Origin of the sequence: Aquimarina sp. AD1, assembly GCF_003443695.1 — a bacterium.
Lineage (GTDB): Bacteria > Bacteroidota > Bacteroidia > Flavobacteriales > Flavobacteriaceae > Aquimarina > Aquimarina latercula.
Map to the genome: position 1 here is coordinate 4,712,372 of NZ_CP031966.1, position 26,297 is coordinate 4,738,668.

The window sequence follows — 26,297 nt, forward strand, 5'->3', positions numbered from 1 at the left end:
ATAAAAAACCCTTCCAAATTGGAAGGGTTTTTACATATATATGACTATATATTATTGCTTTTTAAGTGCATCAGTAGCTTTATTAGCTCCGTCTTTTACTGCATCTTTTGCAGCATCAACTGCATCACCAGCAGCGTCTTTTGCAGCATCAACTGCATCACCAGCAGCATCTTTTGCAGCATCAACCGCACCGTCTACTGCTTCTCCAGCAGCAGCTTTTACTGAATCTACTACTTCTCCAGCAGCTTCTTTTGCTTCTTCAACTGCTTCTCCAGCAGCTTCTTTCGCTTCTTCAGCAGCTTCTTTTACTTCTTCAACAGCTTCATTAGCAGCATCTTCTGCTTTTGTTGTGTCTTTACAAGAAGTTACTGAAACAGCTAACGTTAGAGCAATTGCTCCTAAAAATAATCTTTTCATAATTGATAGATATAGTTAATTGGGTTATTGAACGCCAAATTTAACATTTTATTTTATATATTGTTTTTTTCGATCAAGTATTTCCAATACCTTTTTGGAAGATGTTGTATATGTAGTTTTGAATTTTTCCTGGATTTTATATTAACGTTGTCAAAATACGTTTTCCATAATTGTTGAAATTCCAACTCATCATTAGTATAATATTCTTTGTTAATTGTAGTAGTGTGTTTGGAAAAATAGTCTAAAGTAATTATCTCTACTTTCTGAAGGTTATAAAATATTCCATAAGCTCTTTTAATATCATAGATTAACCATTTTTGATCCGCATAGCGATCCGTAAAGTGGTGTATTAATAAAGGTAGTACATTAAAATCAGGTTCTACAGTGGCAGTGTAGATTTCATCTTTAGTTTTTTTAAATCTTACAAAAGCTTCCATACGGTGTTTCTCTCTACTAACCATCTTTGCTACTTGGCTTATTTTAAGAATATCTTTGCTGCTATAATCAATAAATTTAGAATTTGTGGCCTTAAAAGTATTCTTTATATAAGAAAATATGGTGTTTTCGACACCTTTAATTTCACTTAAGAATGCCCTGAAAAGAATTTTCTGTTGTGATATGTCGGTTTTATCCTTGATCCCTTTCCAGACTCTTTTTGCTTTAGTTTTATCCGTATGAATTATTTCGGAAATCGTAAATAGTTGATTATTTATTTCTTGTTGTTTTTGTATAATTGGCGAATCAATTTTTTGTTCATAGATCATAAAAACACATGATAGGAATCCATCAAAACTTCCATCGTATTGTAAAATAGTTTGTGGATTCATAGTATTACGTTTAAGGAAATAAGCTGAGTTGATTTGTAAAATATTTATTGTGCTTACTTTTGGAAGAATTCACAATAAGTTTTTTTAAGTCTAATGGAGCTATATCTTTATGAAAAAAATTGGTAGAATTACAGGTTATAAAATATTTGGACCTGTTTAGAGAGATACCAATTGCCTTAAGATGTGACCAATCTAATTTTCTAAATCTTCTAGCTTGTAGTATTTTGTATACGGATTGCATTCCGATTCCAGGTACTCTAGCAATTATATTTTTATCAGCTGTATTAATATCAATCGGAAAAACTTCCATGTTTCGTAAAGCCCAGCTCAATTTTGGATCTATATCTAACTCTAGGTTTTTATGTTGATCGTTTAATAATTCCTGGATTGAAAATCCATAAAAGCGAAGTAACCAATCAGTTTGGTATAATCTGTTTTCTCTTAAAATTGGCACCTCAGTCTGTATAGAAGGTAGTCGATTGTCCGTGGTTATTGGTATATAACCTGAGTAATAGACTCTACGCATATTAAATTTTTGATAATAATAGTTTGCAGAATACATAATATCTCTATCGCTCTCTCCTGTCGCTCCAATAATCATCTGAGTACTTTGACCTGCGGGAGCATATTTAGGAGTGTTTTTTATCGATTTTCGTTCAGATTTATACCGAATGATTTCATTTTTCACCTTTCTCATAGGTTTTATAAAATCTTCATGTTTTTTGTCTGGGGCCAAAAGTTTTAGTCCTGATATTGTAGGAATTTCTATGTTAACGCTTAATCGGTCAGCGTAAAGTCCAGCTTCTCTCATAAGTTCATCACTTGCACCAGGAATTGATTTTAAATGAATGTAACCATTAAAATTCTCTTCTAGTCTTAGTTTCTTTGCCACGGCTACTAAGCGTTCCATTGTATAATCAGAATTTTTGAAAATTCCAGAACTTAAAAATAAACCTTCTATATAGTTTCTTCTGTAAAAATTTATGGTCAGGTCGACTACTTCTTGGATTTTAAATGCGGCTCTTTTTATGTCATTGCTTTTTCTTGTAACACAGTATGCGCAATCAAATATACAGTGATTGGTAAGTAAAATTTTTAATAAGGATACACAGCGTCCGTCTTCTGTATAACTATGGCATATACCCATTCCAGTATTATTGCCTAATCCTTTTTGCGTATTTGCTCTTTTTCCTCCACTACTTGCACAAGATACATCGTATTTAGCTGCATCGGCAAGAATCGATAGTTTTTCAGTGATTCTATCAAACGACATACGAATTTTGATTGGATGTCTTGATTTCGTGCTTTAATGCTCTAAATATTTCTTCAATGTCAACAAGGATTTGATAATCTGTAAAACGCAATACGGTTATACCCAAAGAATGAATGTGTAATTTTTTAGGAGCATCCTGACTATATACTTCAGAAAATTCGTGGGCATATCCATCTATTTCTATAGCAATTTTTAATACAGGACAATAAAAGTCAAAAATATAATTGCCAACCTTATGATTCCTAATGAAATAAAATCCTTTTTTGGTTAAACCCTCATAAAGTTCTTCTGTTGCTGGGATAGAATTATTTAATGAATACTTAATGATTTTTTCTGATTCCGGTTGATGTAATACAATTTGTGATCTCATAAGATTATAGTTGACTAGTAATTTTTCCAAATTTATGGAATTATTCCAATAAAATAAAAATGAAATAGTGTTAAAATTGGAATTATTCCAAAAAACAGTATATTTGTTACATAATTATCCCTAACCGGAGTAACCGAAATGTATGCTAATAAATAAATAATAGTTGTATGGATAATTTAACTAACCAAACCATTCAACGCTTTAAATCAATCCGTGAGGAAAATCATTTTACACAATCTGATTTTGCTAAAATTTTGAATATTAAAAATTCTACTGCGGATATAGAAAGAGGAAAAACAAAGATTTCAGGAAAAGTAGTTTCTAAATTACTTCAGGAGTTTGGAGTGAATCCTTTATGGTTGTTTGGCGAGAGTGATCAAAAGAGAATTCAGTTACATAATGGTGATGTTACACCTAAGGTTGTTACCGTGGATTCGGAGAATAATGAAAATATTGTTCTTGTAAATGTAAAGGCGGCAGCTGGTTATCCGCATAACGTTCAGGATGTGGATTGGTATCAACAATTACCTGCGTTTGATATACCATTGCCAGAATATAGGAATGCTACGTATAGAGGGTTTCAGGTAGAAGGAGATAGTATGTTGCCTGTTTTGGAGCCTAAAGAGTGGGTTATTGGAAAAGCTATAAATAGTCTTTCAGAATTGAGTAGTAATGCTTTGTATGTTGTAGTTTTACAGGATAGTGTTGTGGTAAAGAAAGTTAGAAAGAATGAAGATTCTTCAGTATTGACGTTAATTTCTCTAAACGCTGATTACTTACCATTTACAATCCAAACACATCAAATAGTAGAGGTTTGGGAAGTGAATAGTAAACTGAGTTTTAATATTGATGCAAATTCTGATACTGCAAGTATTAAACAATTACAGGATGCAATGATGGTTTTGACTTCTGAAGTTAGAAGTTTAAAAAATTAATCTATAAATCCATGCTTTCTTGCGTGTTCTTCCGCTTCTTGTGATGAGTGAACAAGTAGGATAGGAGTAATGGTAAAAGAATTAATAATATCCATGATTCTTTTTTCTTTTCTCTTGTGATTAACACTTCTCAGATAAATTGCTAATATTCGGTCGGGAAATTGTCCTGCTATTTCTGTATAAATATGTGCATCTTTTTCGCCACTGTCTCCAATAAGTATGAACTTTAAATTAGGATATATTTTTAGGATATTTAAAATTTCTGACTGTTTATGTGGAGCTGTTGGTTTTGGTGTTTTGTCAAAAGGTGTTCTGAAATCTCGTAATAAAATAGGTCCTTCTGGGAAGTAATGTTTTTTTAAAAAAGCGGTTAAATAATCATATAAGTTCCAAGGACTATTACTAACATAAAAAATTGGATTAGTTGATTTTTTGGCTTTACCTAGTTTAAGTTTCTGATAAAATTGGACAGTTCCTTCAAGCGGCAGTCTTCTATCAAAATTTTTAAAAAAAGTGTTTGCAATAACTCGCCACTTTAAGATAGATGCTACACCTGTATGCAGAATTGTATCATCAATATCACTGATTATACCATAAGAAGCTTTTTTAGAAGGAACTAACATTTTTCCCTTAAAGATATTTGATTGAATTACTTTCTTGTTACCTGTAGTTTGATAGGAAACTATATAATTAATATATCCTTCTTTATTTAGTAATTCATTAGAGTTTGATATAATTTCATCAAAATTATAGTATCCTTCGGCATCCGTGGTTGTAGTGTATTTTTGTCCATTAGATAATTTTAGATCGATATGCGCTTTTCTAATTTCATCACTTTCGAACTGTCGATAAATGTTTCGTAATGTTTTTAAAGTTCCTGTATTTCCATCAAAATTGACATTCTCATCTTCTAGTGCTCTTCCAGTTGCCCTTAATCTGTTTGTAGTTCCATATCCTAAGTAAGAATTAATTCGTAATGGTTTTTTTTTGAACATTATAATTGTAATTATGCTGCAATATAAAGATAAAAAACCCCGCTAAATAGCGAGGTTTTTTATTAAATAGCTTTAAATATTATTTTATTGAAGCTTTAATTTCTTCAATTTTTATTTTTACATCTTTCTCAGTCCCTTTAAGTTTTTTTACTTCGGTAGAAGTTTTTCCATTGACAGTTTTAGTTATGGTAACTTTAGCATTTGCCATATCACCATCCATATTCATTTCAACTTGAATTAGTTTTCCTATTTTATCAGAAGAAGATGTTGTTTCTATAACTTCTATTTCATTTGTTGCAACGGCAGTTTCAGAAGTGTGTCCGCCAAGAATAGGTGCAATTACAAGACCGATTAGACATGTTAATTTAATTAAGATGTTCATGGATGGTCCAGAAGTATCTTTAAAAGGATCTCCAACTGTATCTCCCGTTACGGCTGCTTTGTGAGCATCGGAACCTTTGTAAGTCATTTCTCCATTTATTTCTACACCTGCTTCAAATGATTTTTTAGCATTGTCCCAAGCTCCACCGGCGTTATTTTGGAATATAGCCCATAAAACACCAGAAACTGTAACTCCGGCCATATATCCACCTAACATTTCTGCTATAGCCTGATTATTCATTCCAAAAATCATGGGAATAAAAGCTATTGCTAATGGAAACCCTATAGTCAGCAATCCTGGTAACATCATTTCTCTTAAAGAGGCTTTAGTAGAAATTGCGACACATTTGTCATACTCTGGTTTTCCAGTTCCTTCCATAATTCCGGCAATCTCTTTAAATTGTCGACGCACTTCATATACCATTTCCATTGCTGCTTTTCCTACAGCATTCATCGCTAAAGCAGAGAATACTACAGGTACCATTCCACCAACAAATAACATGGCTAATACAGGTGCTTTAAAGATGTTGATTCCGTCAATTTCTGTAAATGTTACATATGCAGCGAATAGAGCTAAGGAAGTCAACGCTGCAGATGCAATAGCAAATCCTTTTCCAGTTGCGGCTGTCGTGTTTCCTACTGAGTCTAAAATATCAGTTCGCTCTCTTACGATTGGTTCTTGTTCACTCATTTCTGCAATTCCTCCTGCATTATCAGCAATAGGTCCAAAAGCGTCAATTGCTAATTGCATTGCCGTTGTAGCCATCATAGCAGATGCAGCCATAGCTACACCATAAAATCCAGCAAAAGCATAAGATGCCCAAATAGCTCCTGCAAATAATAAGACAGAAGAAAAAGTCGAAATCATACCAGTAGCTAGACCAGCGATAATGTTAGTTCCTGCTCCAGTACTTGATTTTTGTACAATTTCTAATATAGGCTTTTTGCCTAAACCTGTATAATATTCAGTAACGGCAGAAATTACTCCTCCTACAAAAAGACCAACCAATGTAGCGTAAAATACCCGCATTGCAGAAATATCTATTAAACCTTCTCCGAAAAATTCCATTTTCATGGTTTCAGGAAGCATATATGTACATAGACCAAAACAAGATGCAGCTACTAATGCGATTGATGTCCAGTTTCCGATATTAAGAGCTCCCATAACTTGGGCTTCTTTAGCATCGTTACTTTTTATTTTTACAAGCATCGTTCCGATAATAGAAATAATAATTCCAGCTCCTGCTATTGCAACAGGTAATAAAACAGGTCCAATACCATCAAACCCTTCACTGACAATATTTCCTCCCATATCTTTAATGATATAATTACCTAATACCATTGCCGCTAATACTGTGGCTACATAGGAACCAAATAAATCTGCACCCATACCTGCAACATCTCCAACATTATCTCCAACATTGTCCGCAATTGTAGCGGGATTACGAGGATCATCTTCTGGGATCCCTGCTTCTACTTTTCCAACTAAATCTGCTCCTACATCAGCGGCTTTTGTGTAAATTCCTCCACCAACACGAGCAAACAAAGCAATAGATTCAGCTCCTAAGGAGAATCCTGCTAAAGTTTCCAGAACAACAGTCATATCAGATGTGTTGGTCCATTGTCCTCCCATAAAATAATGAAAAAAGACAATGAAAAAAGCAGTTAATCCTAAAACTGCTAAACCTGCAACACCAAGACCCATTACTGTACCTCCACCAAAGGAAATCTTTAGCGCATTTGGTAAGCTATTACGAGCTGCTTGTGTAGTTCTTACATTTGTTTTGGTAGCAATTTTCATCCCTATATTACCTGCAAAGGCAGAGAAAACCGCTCCAAATATAAAAGCAATAACAATTAACCAATGAGTAGTTGGTACTACAAAAGATACAATGGTAAGTAAAACACTTACTATTACTACAAATATTGCAAGTAATTTATACTCTGCATTTAGGAAAGCTAAGGCTCCTTCGTATATATGATCTGAAATTTCTTTCATTTTTCCATCACCGGCATCTTGTTTCATTACCCAAGATTTTTTAACCAGCATATAAATAAGCCCTAGTAATGCCAAAACAATTGGCATATAAATCATATTTGATTCCATTAAATGTATTTTTAGTTAATTAGTCACTAAATGTAGTAAAATAAAGCTAAAAAGAAAAAGCGCAATATTCTTTACAAAATATTGCGCTTTTATTTATTTTTTGTATGGACTTTAGTGAATACTGAATAAACCTTTTGGTTTATTTGGCATATCCTCAAAACGTTTTACACAGGCTTTGATAATTTCTCTGGCTTCATCTATATTTCCCCAGCCACCAACATCTACTTTTTTCTCTTCTAAATCTTTGTATACTTGGAAGAAATGTTCTATTTCTTTTATAAGGTGTGGATTCATTTCTTTTAGATCGGCTAAACGACTAGCGATAGGATCTGCTACAGGTACACAAATGATTTTTTCATCTGGACCTTTTTCATCCGTCATATGAAAAACACCTATTGGTTTAACTTCTATTACACATCCAGGAAATGTAGGTTCTGTTACCAATACTAGAACATCAAGTGGGTCACCATCTAATGCCAAAGTTTCTGGGATAAATCCATAATCTGCTGGATACATCATAGAAGAAAAGATCATGCGATCATAGCGGATCTTTTTTATATCAAAATCGTATTCGTATTTATTTCGGCTTCCTTTTGGAATTTCGATTAGTACATCGAAACTATCGCGATTTGCTGCGCTCATATTATTATTCTCATTTTTATGGGCGGCAAATATAAGTATTACAAGGGTTTGGTTAAAATTTATAACCAAAAATAACAGATTTTTGTGCTAATATTTAATGTTACGGTAACCTTAAACCTTTTCGTAAAAATAATAGTACAGTTTATAAAATAAATAAGCAAAAATATAAAGCTTGATAAAAGAGATTAAATCATATAGAATTTATCTCTTTTAGAAATAGAACCCGAAAGATCCTGTTACTCCAAAATCACGGGCATCAGGGTTATCGAAGTAATTTCCTCTAAAGTGAAAATCAATTCTGAATACTTTAAAGATATTTCCAACTCCAACACTATATTCCCAGTAGATTTCTTCATCCGGAGCTCCTACAGTTTGTAAGAAACCAGAGGCATCTAGTGCGATATTTTCATCAGATAACTCACCCCAAACTCCTCGAATGCCAACAAGTTCTCGTAAATTTAATTTTCTAAGTAACGGTATTCTAGAAAAAATTCTACCATTAAAATTATGTTCAATATGTACAGCGGCATAAGTATCTGTAACAAATTCGTAAAAATTTAATAACGGAAATGTATTTTGAATTGATAAGTATGTCTGATTACCAGGTACAACACTTAGCAGTCCTAAAGGTACTTCTCCAAACGTTTTACCTACTTCTAAAGAGCTACTAAGAACACCAAAACCACCAATATTCCATGGTTGCCTATAGAAGAATTGAAGTTTTTGATACTCAAAATCACTTTCTAAGATATGATCTAGTCCTAAAGAATAATTAAGGAATAATTGTGCATAGTCGCCATCGTTTACTGTTATTTTATCTACACCGTATCCGGTTGTTTTACGTCCTGGATAATAGGCCAGCGTAGTAGCTATTTCTGCTTGCTTAATTTCAGATTTTATTTCACCAGTTTCAGGATCGAAAAAGTCAAGACTAAATAAATCATCATCTGCTGGTTTTAATGTTCTATATGATCCAGTGACTCCTATAGTGAAATTCTTTCGTGGTTCTATTTGCATCGAAAAAGCCGATAGGTTAATTGATGTTAATCTACTGTTATCACCTGTGGCAACTATCGATGAAGAGGCTAAACTTCGTCCCTCGACATCGTTTGTGTTAGTTAGACTGGCTCCTAATTGTTCTACATCTCTTCGATTTCCAGCTGAAACTATTAATCTTGACTTTCTGTCTACTAGATATTTTCCAGAAATTCCGTATTTAAACTTATTATCTCTAAAACCGTAAGCTCCATATCCTTCTATCCTCCATCTATCATTTGCAGTAAAATACGTGCGACCTCCAGCTCTTAATCTAAACCCTTCAATCGTATTATATCCCACTGTAGAGAATAAAGGACCAAAATCCCATCCATTAAATTCTACATAACCTGTAGCTAATATGGTACCTACGTTATAAAGTCTTTTAAAAGCTTTTACTGTTCTAAGGGTGTCTAGTAATTTGTATACTTTTTGTTCGTCTTTGTTCAGATCTTCCATTCTGGCGTTAGTCCAAAAAGAATCGTCTCTATTATAAATATCTTGATTATAAGGGTCTACTTGGCTTTGGTAGAATTTTTTATCTTTCTTTTGGTCAAATTTGTAATTATCATAAAGGGTAGTTCTTTTACCATACATTCCCCTAGATTTCTCCTTTTTATTAAAAGCAAAATCTGATTGAAAATAATCTTTGGTAATAAGGAAAATGGAATCATTAAGAACATCAAATTCCTGTTCGATGTATAAGTCTTTTACCCAGTTAATATTAGCACTTTTGGTAACTTCTAGGTTGATTTCTTTGATTGCCCAAGTAGTGTCATTTACCCAAAAATCTCCTTTAAAAGTAAGTTCATTTTTTCTTCTAGGATAGTAGATAATGTTATAACACCATTTGTTTCCTATGTAAGCACTGTCTGATAAGACGTAATTATATACATTGATCCCAGTTCTAGAAAGAGGACTGGTAAAACTTTTGTCAAAAAACTTTAGATAATTGTCATAGATATCGTAATCAGAATATAAATCTTTTACGAATGCTATAAGAGTTTGATTATCGCTAAAACCTGCATTTTTATTACCTTTTAAAACCTCTTTAAGTTCGTTTAACTCATTATCACCATATACCTTAGAAATTGCTTCGTTAAGAAAGATAGGGAGGTAGGTTTTACCGGTAATTCTCGAAGTATCAATATCTTCGAAAATAAATTCCATACCATTAAAAATTCTACTATTAACTAGAGCGCTATCAATGGTGTTTAGATCGAATTCAAGTTTTTCGTACTTATCATAATTATACTGCTTAAACTTTTTAACACCATTTTCTCTTCTATTATCCCAAATTTTACGAAGAATATCTATAGCTGGGTTATTTTTTTTAGAAGTCTTTCCTTTATAAATGACAACTTCGTCTAATGAGGCCGCCTCTTCTTCTAAAACAACTTCCATGTTATAAGTGGTGCGTTTAGAAAGTTTTATTGTTTTTGTTTCAAAACCAATAAAAGATACCTTAATACTACTGTGATTTTGATCAGATTCCATATAGAATTTACCATTTTCATCCGTAATAGTTCCAATAGTTGAATTTACGAAAACAATGTTTGCAAATGGAACGGATTGTTTATTACTATCATAAACATAACCACTTACTTTAGTTTGTGCGAAAACGAAGGAGTTGCTAAAAGCAAAAAATAATAACCCTAAAACCCAATATTTCATCTAATATTTTTAAATAATTATGATTAGCATCATTAAATTAATTTGATTTTAAAAAATCAAAAAGGAGCAATTAAGCCCTTTTTTTATTAGTCAATTAGTATGTTGTAACCTAATTCTATAGTATCAATTTAATGTTGCTCTATCTAAAACACATCAATATATAAAAACCCTACCTCTTATATTTTACAAATCCAAAAATGTTTTGTGTTAAGCTTTTGATTATAGAGCTTAACACAAAACATTTTTAAATATATAAACTCAAAATTTCAAAGTGCCCTAAAAATTGACGTTTGTAAACTTGTGATATTTCATCAAATTTCGAGCCAACTTTTATGATGCAGCAAATCAAAATTTAAAAATCTATCAGACGCAAAGAAAAAGGGTTCCTTTTATTTATACATTACTTTTTTGACAGCTTTAACAACATCTTTACTGTTTGGTAACCATTCTTCAAATAAAACCGGTGAATAAGGTGTTGGAGTATCAGCTGTATTTATTTTTATGACAGGAGCATCTAAATAATCAAAAATATTAGATTGAACCTGATACGTTATTTCAGATGCGATATTTGCTAATGGCCAAGCTTCTTCTAGAATAACAAGTCGATTTGTCTTTTTTACTGAAGTAAAAATAGCATCCAAGTCTAGAGGGCGTACAGTTCTAAGGTCTATAATTTCGCAGGTGATGTTTTCTTTCGCAAGTTCATCTGCAGCTTTTACGGCTTCCTTAATAATTTTACCAAAAGACACGATTGTTACATCAGCACCTTCTCTAATAGTTTCTGCAACACCAAGTGGTATTGTGTATTCTCCTTCGGGTACTTCACCTTTATCTCCATACATTTGCTCACTTTCCATGAAAATAACTGGGTCATTATCACGGATAGCAGATTTTAATAAACCTTTAGCGTCTTTAGGGTTAGAAGGGATTACTACTTTTAGTCCTGGAGTATTTGCAAACCAGTTTTCAAAAGCCTGAGAGTGTGTAGCACCTAATTGTCCAGCAGATGCAGTAGGTCCTCTAAATACGATAGGAATATTAAATTGTCCACCACTCATTTGACGCATTTTTGCAGCGTTATTAATGATTTGGTCAATTCCAACTAATGAAAAGTTGAAAGTCATAAATTCTATGATCGGACGATTACCATTCATTGCGCTACCAACCCCTATACCAGAAAAACCTAGCTCAGATATTGGAGTGTCAATAACTCTATCTGGGCCAAACTCATCAAGCATACCTTTACTAGCTTTATAAGCTCCATTGTACTCAGCTACTTCTTCACCCATAAGATAAATAGATTTATCTCGGCGCATTTCTTCGCTCATTGCTTCGCAAATTGCTTCTCTGAATTGTATCGTTTTCATTTCTAAAATAATTATTTTTGTGCTACACGAAAGGCAAAAGTAGCAATTAATACCTTTTACTAATCATTGAAAATTGAAAAATTTACTATGCACGCATAGTAAATTCGACATTTTATTTGTACCTTCGCTTTTATTATTAAATTCTCAAAAAATACCTATATAAAATGAAGATATTAGTTTGTATTAGCCATGTGCCGGACACTACTTCTAAAATTAATTTTACTGAAGGAGATACAAAGTTTGACACAAATGGAGTACAGTTTGTAATTAATCCTAATGATGAGTTTGGATTAACACGCGCTATGTGGTTTAAAGAAAAACAAGGTGCATCTGTTGATGTTGTAAATGTTGGAGGAGCTGAAACTGAACCTACTTTAAGAAAAGCTTTAGCTATTGGAGCAGATAATGCAATTAGAGTTAATACAGAAGCTACCGATGGTTTTTATGTGGCAAAGCAACTGGCTAAAGTTGTGCAAGATGGGGGATATGATCTTGTAATTGCAGGAAGAGAATCTATTGATTATAATGGAGGTATGGTGCCAGGTATGTTAGCTGCCCTAACAGGTGCTAATTTTGTAAATACTTGTATTGGATTAGAGATAGAAGGAGATACTGCCACTGCAGTTCGTGAGATTGATGGAGGAAAAGAAACTTCGACAACTACATTACCACTTGTAGTTGGTGGTCAAAAAGGGTTGGTAGAAGAAAGTGATCTTCGAATTCCTAATATGAGAGGAATTATGATGGCTCGTAAAAAACCGCTTACCGTTATAGAAGCTATAGAGGCTACACAAGAAACAAAAGCTGTTAAGTTCGAGAAACCAGCTCCAAAAGGAGATGTAACTTTGGTTTCTCCTGATAATGTAGGTCAATTAGTTGAGTTATTACATAACGAAGCTAAAGCAATATAATAATTTTAAAGAATGTCTACTATCATAATAATGGTATTAGATTCAATATAAAAAAAACAGTATATATGTCAGTTTTAGTATACACAGAAAGTGAAGGAGGCAAATTTAAGAAAGCTGCTTTTGAGGTTGCATCCTATGCAAAAGAAATAGCAAATATGCTAGGTACTACTGTTACCGCAGTTAGCGTTAACGTGGAGAATAGTAGTGATCTTGGAACATATGGAGTAGATAAAGTTTTGGAAATTAAAAACGATAAGCTAGCTACGTTTAGTGCAAAAGCATATGCAGATTCATTGAAGCAAGCGGCGGAAAAAGAAGGAGCAAAAGTTGTAGTAGTTAGTTCTAGTGCGGATAGTAAGTTTTTAGCTTCTATGTTAGCTGTTAATCTTGATGCAGGATATGCTTCTAACGTTGTTGCATTACCTGAAAATGTAGCTCCTTTTACTGTAAAAAGAACAGCTTTTACGAATAAAGCGTTTAATATTACGGAGATTTCTACAGATGTAAAAATAGTAGGATTATCTAATAACGCATTCGGATTAAAAGAAACTCAAGGTGCTGCGGCAGCAGAAGGTTTTGATCCATCATTATCGGATGCAGATTTTGGTGTTAATGTTACATCAGTAGATAAGGCAACGGATAAAGTATCTATTGCAGATGCAGAAGTTGTGGTTTCTGGAGGTAGAGGTCTTAAGGGACCAGAGAATTGGGGAATGATAGAGGAGTTAGCTGATGTTCTTGGAGCCGCTACTGCTTGTTCTAAGCCCGTAAGTGATATGGGGTGGAGACCTCACGGTGAACATGTAGGACAGACAGGAAAGCCTGTAGCTACCAACTTATATATTGCTGTTGGGATTTCTGGAGCAATTCAACATCTTGCAGGAATTAATTCTAGTAAGGTAAAAGTAGTAATAAACAATGATCCTGAAGCACCTTTCTTTAAGGCTGCAGATTATGGTATTGTTGGTGATGCCTTTGAGGTAGTACCTCAGTTAATTGAAAAATTAAAGGAATTTAAGGCGAATAACGCATAATTTTCATAAATTGTGCCCAATCAAGGGCTGTTTGAACTCAGGTAAAGTCCATTTGTTCAAACAGCCTTTTTTTTATTGAAAATTACTATGAGTTTAGTTCGTCTGAACATAAAAGGAATATCTTACAGTCAAACCCAAAATGGGGCCTATGCATTAATTTTAAGCGAGGTAGATGGAGAAAGAAAATTACCAATTGTTATTGGTGCATTCGAGGCACAATCCATAGCAATTGCTTTAGAAAAGGAGATTAAACCTCCTCGTCCATTAACTCATGATCTATTTAAAAACTTCGCTGATCGATTTGATGTAGTGGTTAAACAGGTAATCATTCATAAGTTAGTGGATGGTGTTTTTTATTCAAGTATTATTTGCGAGCGTGATAAGATCGAAGAGATAATAGATGCTAGAACGAGTGATGCCATAGCACTTGCATTGCGTTTTCAAGCGCCTATTTTTACGTATAAAAACATCTTGGATCAAGCGGGAATTTATCTTAAGGTAAATCCTAAGAAAGATGATGATGATGATGCTGAAAGTCTACTTGTAGATGAATTAGTTTCAGATGATGTAGAAATGGTAGGTAAAGAAACTAGTTATCAAGATTTATCTCTCGAAGAATTAAATCGCATGTTGGATCAAGCTGTTGGCAATGAGGATTATGAATTGGCAGCCAGAATAAGAGATGAAATTTCAAAACGAGGTTAGTTTTGAAGACGTTTATCACATATTCCGAAATAATATATTATTACTTTCTAATTATATGAAAAAAGGACTACTATTTCTCCTACTATCATTATTTACTATTACTATTTTATCAGCACAGTCTATAGAAAAAGAATGGATTCTAAAGAATGTTGAAGGAGCCTCTGATAATATATTTAAAGTTGGAGACAACGATTATTTAAATTTAGAAGAAGGTTTGTTTTCTTATAAGTTTAATAATCGATTAGAAAATCTTAAAGGTGATTACCTTGCTCAAGGTAATGTGTTGTTGTTTTTTCCTGATATCGCAGAGGATTCTATTATAAAATATAAAATTCGAAGTACTACAGATTCTACTTTAGTTTTATCTAAAAGAGATGTGATATATTCTTTTATTCCTAAAAAGGAAATAGCCGACGTTGCTTCTGTACCAACAAATGGTGAACTAATTCCTAATCAAGGTTTTTCTTTTTCGAGTTTCTGGAGAGGAGTTTTAGGAATGATTGTCTTACTAGCTATTGCATTTCTATTTAGTAGTAATAGAAAAGCAATTAATTGGAAAACAGTTGGCCTAGGTGTTTGTTTTCAGTTAGTTATTGCTATTGGGGTTTTGAGAGTTCCGTTTGTTCAAACAATATTCGAATGGGTAGGAAGCCTGTTTGTTAGTGTATTAGACTTTACTAGGGCAGGAAGTAAATTTCTGTTTGAAGGTTTGGTTGTTGATATGGATACTTTTGGTTTTATATTTGCTTTTCAAGTATTACCCACTATTATATTCTTTTCGGCTTTAACTTCATTATTATTTTATTTAGGTGTCATCCAAAAGGTAGTAAAGGGACTTGCCTGGTTATTAACTAAAGCGCTAAAGATATCAGGAGCAGAAAGTTTAAGTGTAGCTGGTAACATTTTTTTAGGTCAAACAGAGGCGCCTTTATTGATTAAAGCGTACTTAGAAAAAATGAATAAATCCGAAATGCTATTGGTTATGATCGGTGGTATGGCAACTGTTGCGGGAGCTGTATTAGCAGCATATATAGGGTTTTTGGGAGGAGACGATCCGATTTTGAGATTGCAATTTGCAAAACACCTGTTGGCTGCATCTGTAATGGCTGCACCAGGAGCGATTATTATTTCTAAGATATTATTTCCACAGACAGAAGAAATTAATACCGATGTATATGTTTCTTCAGAAAAAATAGGATCTAATATTTTAGATGCTATTGCAAATGGAACAACTGAAGGTTTGAAACTGGCAGTAAATGTTGGAGCTATGTTGTTAGTATTTGTGGCTTTTATTGCAATGCTTAATGGTATGTTAGGTTGGGTCGGAGATATAACATCTGTTAATACTTGGATTGCATCAAACACAGCATACCAAAGTTTATCTCTTGAACTTATTTTGGGCTATATTTTTGCACCATTAATGTGGTTAATTGGAGTTGCAAAAGAAGACATCGCTTTAATGGGACAACTTCTCGGTATTAAGTTAGCTGCTAGTGAGTTTGTTGGTTATATACAATTAGCCGATTTAAAAAATGTAGCAAACGTGACACATTTGACTTATAATAAATCAGTAATCATGGCTACGTATATGTTATGTGGTTTTGCAAACTTTGCATCAATTGGAATACAGATTGGAGGGATTGGTTCTCTTGCACCTGGACAACGAAAAACATTATCAGAGTTTGGAATGAAAGCTTTAATAGGTGGTACGATCGCTTCACTTTTATCAGCCACTATCGCCGGAATGATTATCGGATAAAATAAGATAGATTTTTTTGTTAAAAATGTAATTGTGGATTAGATTTTACAAGTATTTCATAATCTACGCATTAAACGATATCTCAAAACCTATTTTTTGTATATTTGACAGGAATTAGTATAATTTTAACAAACTCAAAAAGAAAGTTAGTAAGGGAGTATGAAGCAATATTTGGATCTGGTACGTCATGTGCTAGAAAATGGAAATGAAAAGGAAGACAGAACGGGAACAGGAACCAAAAGTGTTTTTGGATATCAAATGCGTTTTGATTTGAGCGAAGGTTTCCCAATGGTGACTACCAAGAAACTTCATTTAAAGTCTATTATACACGAGCTATTATGGTTTTTAAATGGAGATACAAATGTTAAGTATCTACAGGAAAATGGAGTTCGTATTTGGAATGAATGGGCAGATGAAAATGGAGATTTAGGACCAGTTTATGGACATCAATGGCGTAATTGGAATGGAGATGAAATTGATCAAATTAAAGAAATCGTCGAAGCTTTAAAAAATAATCCAGATAGTAGACGAATGTTGGTATCTGCGTGGAACCCTAGTGTTTTGCCGGATACATCTAAATCTTTTTCGGAAAATGTGGCGAATGGAAAAGCTGCATTGCCTCCTTGCCATGCCTTTTTTCAATTTTATGTAGCTAATGGGAAATTATCTTGTCAGTTATATCAAAGAAGTGCTGATATTTTCTTAGGAGTACCATTTAACATAGCTTCTTATGCCTTGTTTACAATGATGATGGCGCAAGTTTGCGGTTATGAAGCGGGAGAGTTTGTACATACATTTGGAGATGCTCATATTTATAATAATCATAAAGAACAATTAGAATTACAGTTGTCTAGAACTCCTAAAAAATTACCAACTATTAGGATCAATCCTAAGGTAGAAAATATTTTTGGCTTCGTTTTTGATGACTTCATACTGGAAGACTATAATCCGCACCCTCATATTAAAGGTGCAGTTGCAGTTTAACCCCCCCCAAAACTTAAACTGAATACTATGAAAAAACTACTACTTATTGCAACAATTTTATGTTCCACCTTTTTATTTGCTCAGGATAATGTTATCCTGTCTCAAGATAACGCTAATGAAAAAGGGATTACTCCTATATGGCCGGGCTGTGAAAAATCAAGACAGAGCCCTGTAAAGTGTTTTGATAATAACCTAAGAAACCATATTATTCGAAATTTCAGATATCCCGAAATCGCTGAAAAAGATGGATTGGAAGGAACAGTTACTGTAGAATTTATAATTAATAATAAAGGTAAGTCTGAAGTCATTGATGTTAAAGGAGGTCATAGACATTTACAAAGGGAAGCTGTTAGAATTATTAGAGCTATTCCTAAAATGAAACCTGGAAAGTGGGGTAAGAAACCAATTGCTATTGCATATGAAGCACCTATTACTTTCATTAAACCAAAATAGATATTTGTGTTTTTAACATTGGATTAACTCTATTATCAATTAGTGAAATAATAAAAATCATTAAATTTGAGTGTATTCGTAAATCGAATACGCTCTTTTTTTATGGTAATTACTGATAATTTGCTTTCTTCTTTATTAGCTACAAGATCTCATACAGAAGAAATTTGTGCCCCCCTTCAAACAGAAGATTATGTTGTTCAACCCATAGTTGATGTTTCTCCACCAAAATGGCATCTAGGACATACTACTTGGTTTTTTGAAGAGTTTATTCTTGCTAAATACAAAACGGATTATACTCGATTTCATAATGATTTTGCATATGTTTTTAATAGTTATTATGAAAGTGTAGGGAAACGAGTTATAAGAACTAATAGAGGTAATCTTTCTAGACCTACGGTTAGTGAAGTTTATGAGTATAGAGACTATGTAACTAATAGTTTGTATTCATTTTTAGAAGATAATGATAATACAGAGATTAGAGCACTTGTGGAGATTGGTATTCATCATGAAAAACAACATCAAGAGTTATTATTAACGGATATAAAATATATTCTAGGTAACAATCCGTTATTACCAAAATATAATGATACGTTTAATGAGAATCCGAAAGTAAATCCTTCAACTAGATATCATAAGATTAATGAAGGGTTGTACGAGATTGGTTATAAGGGAGAAGGATTTTGTTATGATAATGAACTTAGTTCACATAAAGTGTTTATTGAGGAGTATCATATTGCTAATAATTTGACAACTAATCGGGAGTACCTTGATTTTATAAATGATAAAGGGTATAAGAATAGTTTGTTGTGGCATGCAGAAGCTTGGGATTGGATTAATTCTAATGATATTAAGACACCGCTTTATTGGCATAATATAGATGAAAGATATTCTCAGTATACATTGAGGGGATTAATAGAATTGGATTTAGAAGCTCCTGTTACTCATATATCATATTATGAAGCCTTTGCATTTGCTCAATGGAAAGGAGAGCGTCTTCCGACAGAATTTGAATGGGAAGCATCTCAACAGTTTTTTGATTGGGGGATAAGATGGGAGTGGACTGAAAGTGCATATTTGCCTTATCCTAACTATAGTAAAGCTCCTGGAGCTCTTGGCGAGTATAACGGAAAATTTATGGTAAATCAGAAAGTGCTTAGAGGAGGTTCTGTGGCTACTTCTAATAATCATACAAGACCTACATATCGTAATTTTTTTCACCCCCAACTAAGATGGCAATTTAATGGATTGCGACTAGTAAAAAATAAATAACCCCATTACATGAATTCTAAAGATCAAAATGTATTGCTTTGTGCTTTCGGCAAAGAAGTAAACGAAGGACTAACAGCTTTTCCTAAATATTTATCTTCCAAATTTTTTTATGACGAATTAGGTGATAAGTTGTTTCAGCAGATTATGGACTTGCCAGAGTATTATTTAACTAATGCAGAGTTTAATATTTTTCAGTTACATAAGGCCGATATTTTAAAAAGTTTTGATTCTGATAAAGAAGGATTTGATCTGGTAGAACTTGGTGCGGGCGATGGAAAGAAAACAAAAGTTTTATTAAGAGAACTGCTCGAAAAAGAATATCCGGTTACGTATCATCCCATAGATATTAGTAAAAATGCAATTGATGGTTTGGTTTCTAATCTAGAACAAGAGTTACCTAGTCTTAGTGTACAAGGTCAGATAGGAGAATATTTTGAAGTGTTAGATAGATTGCAGCATATTAGTGATCGTAAAAAAGTTATTATGGTATTGGGCTCTAATATTGGTAATCTTTTACATCCTAGAGCGATTCAGTTTTTGAAAAAATTAAACGCTGTCATGCATCCTGATGATCTTATTTTTATGGGATTCGATCAAAAGAAGCATCCTCAGAAAGTTTTAGACGCTTATAACGACAAATCTGGTGTAACGGCCGCGTTCAATAAGAATGTTTTGGCTAGAATCAATAAAGAGCTAGGAGGTAATTTTGATTTGGATGCATTTACTCATTGGGAAGTGTATGATCCAGAAAGCGGAACCGCTAAAAGTTATCTAGTAAGTACTAAAAAGCAAACAGTTGATATTGATTGTTTATCGATACAGGTTCACTTTGAAGCTTGGGAAAGTATTCATACAGAGATTTCTCAGAAGTATGATGATGATACAGTAAAATGGCTTGCAGAAGAATCTGGATTAGAGATAAGTAAATCGTTTACAGATGAAAATAAATATTATAAGAATTATGTATTCAAGAAATCAGAATAGATAATTTAAATCTAAAAAAAAAGCATATAAAATAGTTATGAAAGCAATATGGAATAATAAAATAATTGCAGAAAGCAATGATACCAAAGTGATTGAAAATAATCATTATTTTCCTCCTGAAGCTATTAAAAAGGAGTTTTTTAAATCAAGTGAAACGCATACCAACTGTCCTTGGAAAGGAGTTGCATCTTATTATACAGTAACTGTAAATGGCAAGGAAAATACAGATGCGGCATGGTTTTATCCAGAAACCAGTGACCTTGCTAAGCAAATAAAAGGTTACGTTGCATTTTGGAAAGGTATTGAGGTTGTAGAATAATAACTACAACCCCAATTAAAATTATGTTAGTTAAAGAACCAATAAACTATTTTCTGCAGCAGCAAAATCGTTCCATTGATATCCATCTGCTTCAGTTTCGTTGGTCCATTGACCATCTACCACATATTTAAATTCGAACTTTTGATCTTTCGGAAGATCTAAAGTCCCCTTAAATGTACCATTTTTTAACTTTTTCAATACCGTTGCTTCAGTATTCCATTCATTAAATTCTCCAGCCACACAAACATTAGTTGCTTCTTTTGCCGGAACAGAAAAAGTAACTTTACAGATAGGTTTTGACTTTAAGTATTGTTTGGTTATTGCCATAATTTTAGTTTAAAATTAATTCTTGATTAATAAAATTTAAGGGAAATTACCACAAAACATTAAAAAATAAAAGTGTAAACTCTCGGATTTTCAATAATTTAATGAACAATTAACAATTAAATATTAACGATAACGATGTAGTATCTTTAACCTAAACTAGTATTATAATTCTACAGTAATTCTTAGAAGTTAAACCATTACATAAACTTAGAGAAAAATATTAATGACTTATCATGAATTGTAAATTCTGAGTTTCTTTTTTATGATAGTCAACTGATAATATATACATACCAGTGGTTAAATGTGATACCTCAATATTGTTTCCATTACTTATGAGTTTTTGAGAATCAACCGTTAGTTGTTTTCTTCCTTGTAAGTCATAAATATTAATAGCTACAATTTCGTTTGTATTACTTGTAGATTTTTGAATGGATATTTCGCTATTGGCCGGATTTGGGAATAGCTTTATATCATCTATATTAGTGTCTATAAAATCTCTGTTAATTTGATTATTACTAGTATCAATTAGTTTCCATTTGGTACAGTTGCCTGTGTAGCCCTGTGATACCTGTGTGATTGCAATAGATTCGTCAATATTAGCGGAACAACCTTTGGATCTTATCCAGTTGTTTGTTTGTCTATTTTGGATTCTAAAATACCCTTCTTCATCCGTTTCTATTAATTTCCATTGCTCGCACCAGCCAAAAGAAGCTGAGCTTACCTGAACTATTTCGATAGAATCATTGGCAGTATTACTACAATTTTTTGGACGATATCTTCCATTTGTTCCTTTGTTTTGTAGATAGTAATATCCTTCATCTGTTGGTATGAATTCAAAGATTGTGCAATTTCCAGTATTATTGGTTGAAGTCATTACTAATGGCGTGATTTCACTATAATCATTCGAACATCCTCTAGTTCTTATCCATTGCTTGGTAGCTTTATTTTCTAATCTCCATAGTGTTCCACTAATATCTATTTCTGTGTCATTATTTATAGCGCTAATATTAATTTCTTGAAGATCATCAAAACGGTTATTCCAATTTTCATTTTCTGGAACTATATAGGATAACCATTTATAATCGTTATCCGCTATTGGTATATCTTCATTTACTACAACTTCAATTTCTATATTATTTGTTCCTGCGGGAACTGTAGTGATTTTAACACCATAGTTAGTCCACGGAGCTCTATTAAGTTGCAAGGAAACAATAATATCTCTAGTTGCCGATGCTGAATACTCTAAATTTATTATTCCGGTACCACCAGGAGAAATTGTGTCAGGACCATCTATAGATACGATTTCATCGTTTGCTTGATTTTGTGACCACCAAAGGGAACCAAAATTTTCTATTTGTGTATAATTACGAGGTTTAACCCAAGTAGCATAAATAGATCCAATGATGTTTTCTGTATCTTGGGCTGCTGTCTGCCACTGATTAAAGTTAAGTTCAACATCTGCATCGTAAAATGCTCCTACAATCTGTTTAAAGCCTAGATCAGAGAAAAACTTGAGCGATTTTGTACCTTTATCTATAATTTTTTGACCTTCCCACCAAGTTGCAAGTATAACTTTATTTGGATCTACGCTAACCCAAGACTGATCTAGGGTATTATTAATTTGATAATAATCTGCAATGGCATTATGCTCTGGATCAATCATATCACTCCAAAAATAATATGCTGCATCTGGCGCAACTTCAAAAAGATCTTTAAAAGATCGTTGGATACTAGCTGATAAGGCAGCACCAGAATTTCCGATTTGAGTATCTAAAGGTTCCCATCCTCCTGTTCTTATTTCAGAATAATTCAATAAAAAGCCGTCAGGTTCAAAATCATTACTTAGTTTTTGATGAATTCTTCGCATTCTACTATATATTTCGGGATGATTCCAAGAAGCGGATACTTGTCCACTTGCGGTAGGAAGTCCGTGATATCCGCTTATTTTTACTATATCGCCTTCTTTTATATTTGTAGTACTGCTAATGAGTATTTTAGGTGATAAATGTTGCGTGTCGAAAGCTCCAGAAAATCCAGAAACACCAAGTTGATCATCTGATATTGGAGCTACATCAGTTCCAAATGTAAGTGTTTGTCCATTATTATGTTTTAGAGATGTTGGTAAATCTTCTCGATTTAACCAGTTAAGAGTTGGAGAGTCAATAATTTCTAAATCATCCCACCAAATTGTACCTTGTTGACCTCCAAAGACCGCTAATGCTAAATTAACTTCAGTAGCATTTAAACTGTTAAATCCAATACGTATTTCTTCCCAATCTTCTGTAGTTAAGTTATTAGGACTATTGTAATATTTTCTACCTCCGTTATCATTTGGAAGAGATATATGTAAATTTGTTAAAGTACGGTCCTTATTATTTTCATCTCTAATTAATGCTGCTAAGTTTCTTGCAGTTAGATTTTCGGTCTTGATCCAAACTTTTAATGTGTATTGATGAAATGGTTTCACATCAAAAACTGTAAAAATTCTAGAATCTTCATTGTTAGTAGCTTCTGCTCTAAAAGAAGCATTACCGCTTTTTTTAATATTGGTGTCAATAAAAGTTCGTTCTCCGATTGCATCTTGAAATTTCCATTGCAGAACTTTGTTTCCATCAAAGTCTTCAAAATCTCCATTAATTAGATTAGAAGATTTAATAGGTCTAAGTTCGCCATCTATAGCTTTTAATTTTTGTTCTTCAATAGGATATCCAGTAGTTAAATTAGGGTTAGATGCTATTAGTGAACCTGCAAATCCCATGGAAATAGTGATGAAATGTAATTTCATTCCTCTTTCTTTAATTCCATCAACCAATACTTGGATTCGCTCATCCCATCTAGACCCTGCAGTCCCTTCTAGTCCATACGTATTTAATTTAGAATCAGAATATAGAACAGTATTCGCTCCAGCTGCTTTTGCTCTATCAATATAAACAAATAAATCTTCTGGTTCATCTACTACTAGATTAGCAGACATGTGTAATACTTTATCTTCTTTTCCTATAACTTTAGCAATTATATCGTTTGATTCGATATTAGATATCGGTACTTCTTGCGAAGTAGTTAAAAAAGCAATGCATAAAAATAAAGGGGTGAGTAATAAGTTAAGTTTTTTCATGATATTTTGTGTTACGTTTTAAGAAAATTGAGCAATCTATATGGTTATATCGTTATAACAAGAAAGGTACTTCTTTGCTAGTATATTTATATATATTAAAGCAATATTTGGTTAGTACTAATTTGTAGTTATCTATTATAACTTTGTGGTTGGTAATCAGTTCTGCAATAATTGTTTATTTACTTCAAAAAATCATACCATTTTTAAAACCTGAATGAGAATCGCTGATTACATATTTTAACCCAATATTTATTTATACTATTTCTACAACTAGTGTAGAAATAATGCACGTGTCATGAAAAGGTTTTATAGGTAGGTTAATAGGGTGTCAATATCTTCGATAGTATTATAAAAATGCAGACTTATTCGTATTCCATTTCCTCTTAGAGAGGTGATTATATTTCTTTCCCTTAGTGTATTATATAATTTTTGATCTCCTTTTATATTAAAAATAGAGCTATGATCATTCCTCTCTATTACATCAGTTTCTAATAAGTTTAAGGAGGCTAATTTTGTTTTTGTGTACTCTTTTAGTTCTTGTATGTTTTCTTCAATTTTAGGAAGACCAATTTTGGATAAAAATTCCAAAGAAAACTGTAAACTCCCGAAGTTATAGGTGTCCAAATGTCCGCATTCATATCTTGCTTGTAGATTTGTGTATGAAGGATCATAATTAGCAGTTGAGGAAGCTTTTTTATAAGTATCCGGTGTTGTTTTATTAAGAATGCCTTCTTTAAATAATAAAAATCCGTTGCCATAACCTCCTAATAACCATTTGTACCCACTACATCCAAGAATATCAATTCCTGAAGTGTCAAAATCAAAAACTCTAGTTCCGCAAAACTGTGTGCCATCAGCAATTATTAAAAGATCAGGATTTTTTAGTTTTAATTTCTTAAGGAATTCAAGATTTATTGTTACACCGCTAATGTATTGTACTAAGCTAAAAGCAAAAACAGTAGGGTTATATTTAGCGATAGCTTTTTCGATATTTTCCTCTAACGAGGTGTTCACTTTAGCATAGCATACATTAAACCCTTTATTTATTACAGAAAAGTTTATAGAAGGATAATCTTCATCTAGAAGAAGTACTTTTTTATTTTTTTCTAACCCGTTTAATATGGTATTAAAACCTAAAGAAAAATTCGGTGTTAATACAGTATTTTCTGATTTGCAGCCTAAAAACGAACCAATTGATGTCCTTACTGAATTTAAAAGTTTTTCTTGATGTTCCCTAAACATACTTCCTCCAATGAGAAAATCGAGATCATGCTCCTGTCTATAGTCTAATAATGAATCATATAATAAGCCGGAGGAGGCCGTGTTAAGATATGTGTTTTGAGATAATACGGGAAATTCTTTTTTTAAATTCTTCATAAGTTATTTTACGGTTTTTTGGTAAAACCTTTATATTTACTTTGATAATTAATCAAGCATTACTAAGGTACTATTAAAATGTTTTCAAAAAGAAAAGAAACTCCACAAATTGATCCTGTACAGCGCGAATTATATGAACATGCTCGTAAACGGATTGTTCAAAAGAAAAGACTATTTCAGCATTTTATAGTATTTTTAGTTGGATCGGTGTTTTTGATTATTCTAAACCTATTAGTCGGAATTGGTAAGGAGATTACTTTTTTTGGTATTGACTGGTGTTTGATAGCCGTAGTTTGTTGGGCATTTTTGTTGGTATTACACTTTTGTAATGTATGGTTATTTCACAAGTTTATGGGTACGGAATGGACAAGTAAGCAGATGGAACGATTGATTGCTAAACAAAAAGCCGAAATAGCATTGATTCAGAAGGATGTTGATCAGATGTATCCAAAAGATGAATTGGTTAAAAAGAAAGAAGAATTTATTAAACAACAACAATCAAAAGTTATTGAGGCGCCTGTAGTATCTAAGAAAGACCAAATAATTACAATGATTGCGGCGGCAGGAGAAAACAATGCGTTAGGAAAAGATAATGATCTGGTTTGGCATTTACCGGATGATTTTAAACGTTTTAAACAATTAACTACTGGACATCATATTATTATGGGTCGAAAGACTTTTGAATCATTTCCAAAACCATTACCAAATCGTGTACATGTTGTAATAACTAGAAATCAAAATTATAAGCCAGAAGGAGCTATTGTAGTTCATTCTATGGAAGAAGCTTTAAAAATAGCTAAAGATGATCCACAGCCTTTTATTATTGGTGGTGGAGAGATTTATGATATTGGAATGGAATATTCTAACTGTATTGAACTTACAAGAGTTCATGGGGTATTCGAAGCAGATACTTTTTTCCCAGAAATCGATATGGAGAAATGGACTGTTGATAAAAAAGAGCTTCATGGTGCAGATGAGCGACATGAATATGCATTTACATATTTGACCTATAATAAGAAGTAAGAGTTTTTGGTTTG

General features: G+C 32.8%; 23 protein-coding genes. 11 read left to right on the top strand and 12 right to left on the bottom strand.

Translation table 11 applies throughout. The features are described 5' to 3' along the window. Nucleotides 1-51: 51 nt before the first annotated feature. From D1815_RS20175 to D1815_RS20190, 4 genes are read right to left on the bottom strand one after another with little or no spacing between them, the layout of a single operon-like run. Nucleotides 52-417, bottom strand: a complete 366-nt coding sequence (locus tag D1815_RS20175; RefSeq protein WP_051336102.1) for a hypothetical protein — start codon at nucleotides 415-417, stop codon at nucleotides 52-54. A 53-nt stretch (nucleotides 418-470) separates the two neighbouring features. Beyond that, entirely contained in the window at nucleotides 471-1,244 is a 774-nt protein-coding gene (locus D1815_RS20180) for a TIGR03915 family putative DNA repair protein (protein ID WP_118389038.1), read from the bottom strand. A 10-nt stretch (nucleotides 1,245-1,254) separates the two neighbouring features. After that, complete coding sequence (locus tag D1815_RS20185; protein WP_118389039.1) at nucleotides 1,255-2,517, bottom strand: putative DNA modification/repair radical SAM protein; 1,263 nt, start codon at nucleotides 2,515-2,517, stop codon at nucleotides 1,255-1,257. Then, nucleotides 2,507-2,887: an endonuclease domain-containing protein gene (locus D1815_RS20190; protein WP_027393009.1), complete on the bottom strand. Its 381-nt coding sequence runs from the start codon at nucleotides 2,885-2,887 to the stop codon at nucleotides 2,507-2,509. Before D1815_RS20190 ends, D1815_RS20185 begins: the two co-directional genes overlap by 11 nt. Before the next feature lie 167 nt (nucleotides 2,888-3,054). Between D1815_RS20190 and D1815_RS20195 the strand changes: the two genes are divergently transcribed. After that, complete coding sequence (locus tag D1815_RS20195) at nucleotides 3,055-3,822, top strand: LexA family transcriptional regulator (protein ID WP_118389040.1); 768 nt, start codon at nucleotides 3,055-3,057, stop codon at nucleotides 3,820-3,822. On the opposite strand, the gene D1815_RS20200 is transcribed toward D1815_RS20195, so the two are convergent. The 5 genes from D1815_RS20200 to D1815_RS20220 form a co-directional block, all read right to left on the bottom strand. Beyond that, nucleotides 3,819-4,817: an App1 family protein gene (locus D1815_RS20200; RefSeq protein ID WP_118389041.1), complete on the bottom strand. Its 999-nt coding sequence runs from the start codon at nucleotides 4,815-4,817 to the stop codon at nucleotides 3,819-3,821. The two genes, D1815_RS20195 and D1815_RS20200, sit on opposite strands and share 4 nt — an antisense overlap. 79 nt (nucleotides 4,818-4,896) lie before the next feature. Then, a complete protein-coding gene (locus tag D1815_RS20205) occupies nucleotides 4,897-7,305 on the bottom strand; it encodes a sodium-translocating pyrophosphatase (RefSeq protein ID WP_118389042.1) in 2,409 nt (802 codons plus the stop codon). Nucleotides 7,306-7,416: 111 nt separating this feature from the next. Further along, nucleotides 7,417-7,947, bottom strand: coding sequence for an inorganic diphosphatase (locus tag D1815_RS20210; protein ID WP_027393013.1), 531 nt, complete (start codon nucleotides 7,945-7,947; stop codon nucleotides 7,417-7,419). Between the two features lie 210 nt (nucleotides 7,948-8,157). Continuing rightward, a complete protein-coding gene (locus D1815_RS20215) occupies nucleotides 8,158-10,656 on the bottom strand; it encodes a DUF5686 and carboxypeptidase-like regulatory domain-containing protein (RefSeq protein WP_027393014.1) in 2,499 nt (832 codons plus the stop codon). Nucleotides 10,657-11,045: 389 nt separating this feature from the next. After that, the gene (locus D1815_RS20220; RefSeq protein ID WP_118389043.1) at nucleotides 11,046-12,023 is read right to left on the bottom strand and encodes a pyruvate dehydrogenase complex E1 component subunit beta; all 978 of its coding nucleotides are present in this window, start codon (nucleotides 12,021-12,023) and stop codon (nucleotides 11,046-11,048) included. Between the two features lie 164 nt (nucleotides 12,024-12,187). Between D1815_RS20220 and D1815_RS20225 the strand changes: the two genes are divergently transcribed. The 9 genes from D1815_RS20225 (at nucleotide 12,188) to D1815_RS20265 (ending at nucleotide 20,441) form a co-directional block, all read left to right on the top strand. Next, on the top strand, nucleotides 12,188-12,934 hold the full coding sequence (locus tag D1815_RS20225; protein WP_027393016.1) for an electron transfer flavoprotein subunit beta/FixA family protein: 747 nt from the start codon (nucleotides 12,188-12,190) through the stop codon (nucleotides 12,932-12,934). Between the two features lie 65 nt (nucleotides 12,935-12,999). After that, complete coding sequence (locus D1815_RS20230; RefSeq protein WP_118389044.1) at nucleotides 13,000-13,968, top strand: electron transfer flavoprotein subunit alpha/FixB family protein; 969 nt, start codon at nucleotides 13,000-13,002, stop codon at nucleotides 13,966-13,968. An 87-nt stretch (nucleotides 13,969-14,055) separates the two neighbouring features. Then, nucleotides 14,056-14,673 carry a bifunctional nuclease family protein gene (locus tag D1815_RS20235; RefSeq protein WP_118389045.1) on the top strand — a complete coding sequence of 206 codons (618 nt, stop codon included), beginning with the start codon at nucleotides 14,056-14,058 and terminating at the stop codon, nucleotides 14,671-14,673. Between the two features lie 55 nt (nucleotides 14,674-14,728). Then, a complete protein-coding gene (locus D1815_RS20240; RefSeq protein ID WP_118390085.1) occupies nucleotides 14,729-16,432 on the top strand; it encodes a NupC/NupG family nucleoside CNT transporter in 1,704 nt (567 codons plus the stop codon). Nucleotides 16,433-16,591: 159 nt separating this feature from the next. Next, nucleotides 16,592-17,416 (top strand): thymidylate synthase, encoded by an 825-nt coding sequence (locus D1815_RS20245; RefSeq protein ID WP_027393020.1) that lies wholly within the window; start codon nucleotides 16,592-16,594, stop codon nucleotides 17,414-17,416. 27 nt (nucleotides 17,417-17,443) lie between these two features. After that, on the top strand, nucleotides 17,444-17,869 hold the full coding sequence (locus tag D1815_RS20250; RefSeq protein ID WP_027393021.1) for an energy transducer TonB: 426 nt from the start codon (nucleotides 17,444-17,446) through the stop codon (nucleotides 17,867-17,869). Nucleotides 17,870-17,971: 102 nt separating this feature from the next. Further along, a complete protein-coding gene (gene egtB, locus D1815_RS20255; protein ID WP_118389046.1) occupies nucleotides 17,972-19,138 on the top strand; it encodes an ergothioneine biosynthesis protein EgtB in 1,167 nt (388 codons plus the stop codon). 9 nt (nucleotides 19,139-19,147) lie between these two features. After that, nucleotides 19,148-20,122 (top strand): L-histidine N(alpha)-methyltransferase, encoded by a 975-nt coding sequence (egtD, locus tag D1815_RS20260; protein ID WP_027393023.1) that lies wholly within the window; start codon nucleotides 19,148-19,150, stop codon nucleotides 20,120-20,122. A 37-nt stretch (nucleotides 20,123-20,159) separates the two neighbouring features. Next, nucleotides 20,160-20,441 carry a DUF427 domain-containing protein gene (locus tag D1815_RS20265; protein ID WP_027393024.1) on the top strand — a complete coding sequence of 94 codons (282 nt, stop codon included), beginning with the start codon at nucleotides 20,160-20,162 and terminating at the stop codon, nucleotides 20,439-20,441. A gap of 30 nt (nucleotides 20,442-20,471) precedes the next feature. On the opposite strand, the gene D1815_RS20270 is transcribed toward D1815_RS20265, so the two are convergent. The 3 genes from D1815_RS20270 to D1815_RS20280 all read right to left on the bottom strand — a co-directional run bounded on the left by D1815_RS20270 (nucleotide 20,472) and on the right by D1815_RS20280 (nucleotide 25,260). Then, nucleotides 20,472-20,768 carry an isoamylase early set domain-containing protein gene (locus D1815_RS20270; RefSeq protein WP_027393025.1) on the bottom strand — a complete coding sequence of 99 codons (297 nt, stop codon included), beginning with the start codon at nucleotides 20,766-20,768 and terminating at the stop codon, nucleotides 20,472-20,474. A 220-nt stretch (nucleotides 20,769-20,988) separates the two neighbouring features. Continuing rightward, complete coding sequence (locus tag D1815_RS20275; RefSeq protein WP_118389047.1) at nucleotides 20,989-23,883, bottom strand: T9SS type A sorting domain-containing protein; 2,895 nt, start codon at nucleotides 23,881-23,883, stop codon at nucleotides 20,989-20,991. 306 nt (nucleotides 23,884-24,189) lie between these two features. Beyond that, complete coding sequence (locus D1815_RS20280) at nucleotides 24,190-25,260, bottom strand: aminotransferase class V-fold PLP-dependent enzyme (RefSeq protein ID WP_118389048.1); 1,071 nt, start codon at nucleotides 25,258-25,260, stop codon at nucleotides 24,190-24,192. A gap of 78 nt (nucleotides 25,261-25,338) precedes the next feature. On the opposite strand from D1815_RS20280, the gene D1815_RS20285 reads away from it, so the two are divergent. After that, nucleotides 25,339-26,283, top strand: coding sequence for a dihydrofolate reductase (locus tag D1815_RS20285; RefSeq protein WP_118389049.1), 945 nt, complete (start codon nucleotides 25,339-25,341; stop codon nucleotides 26,281-26,283). Nucleotides 26,284-26,297 lie beyond the last annotated feature (14 nt).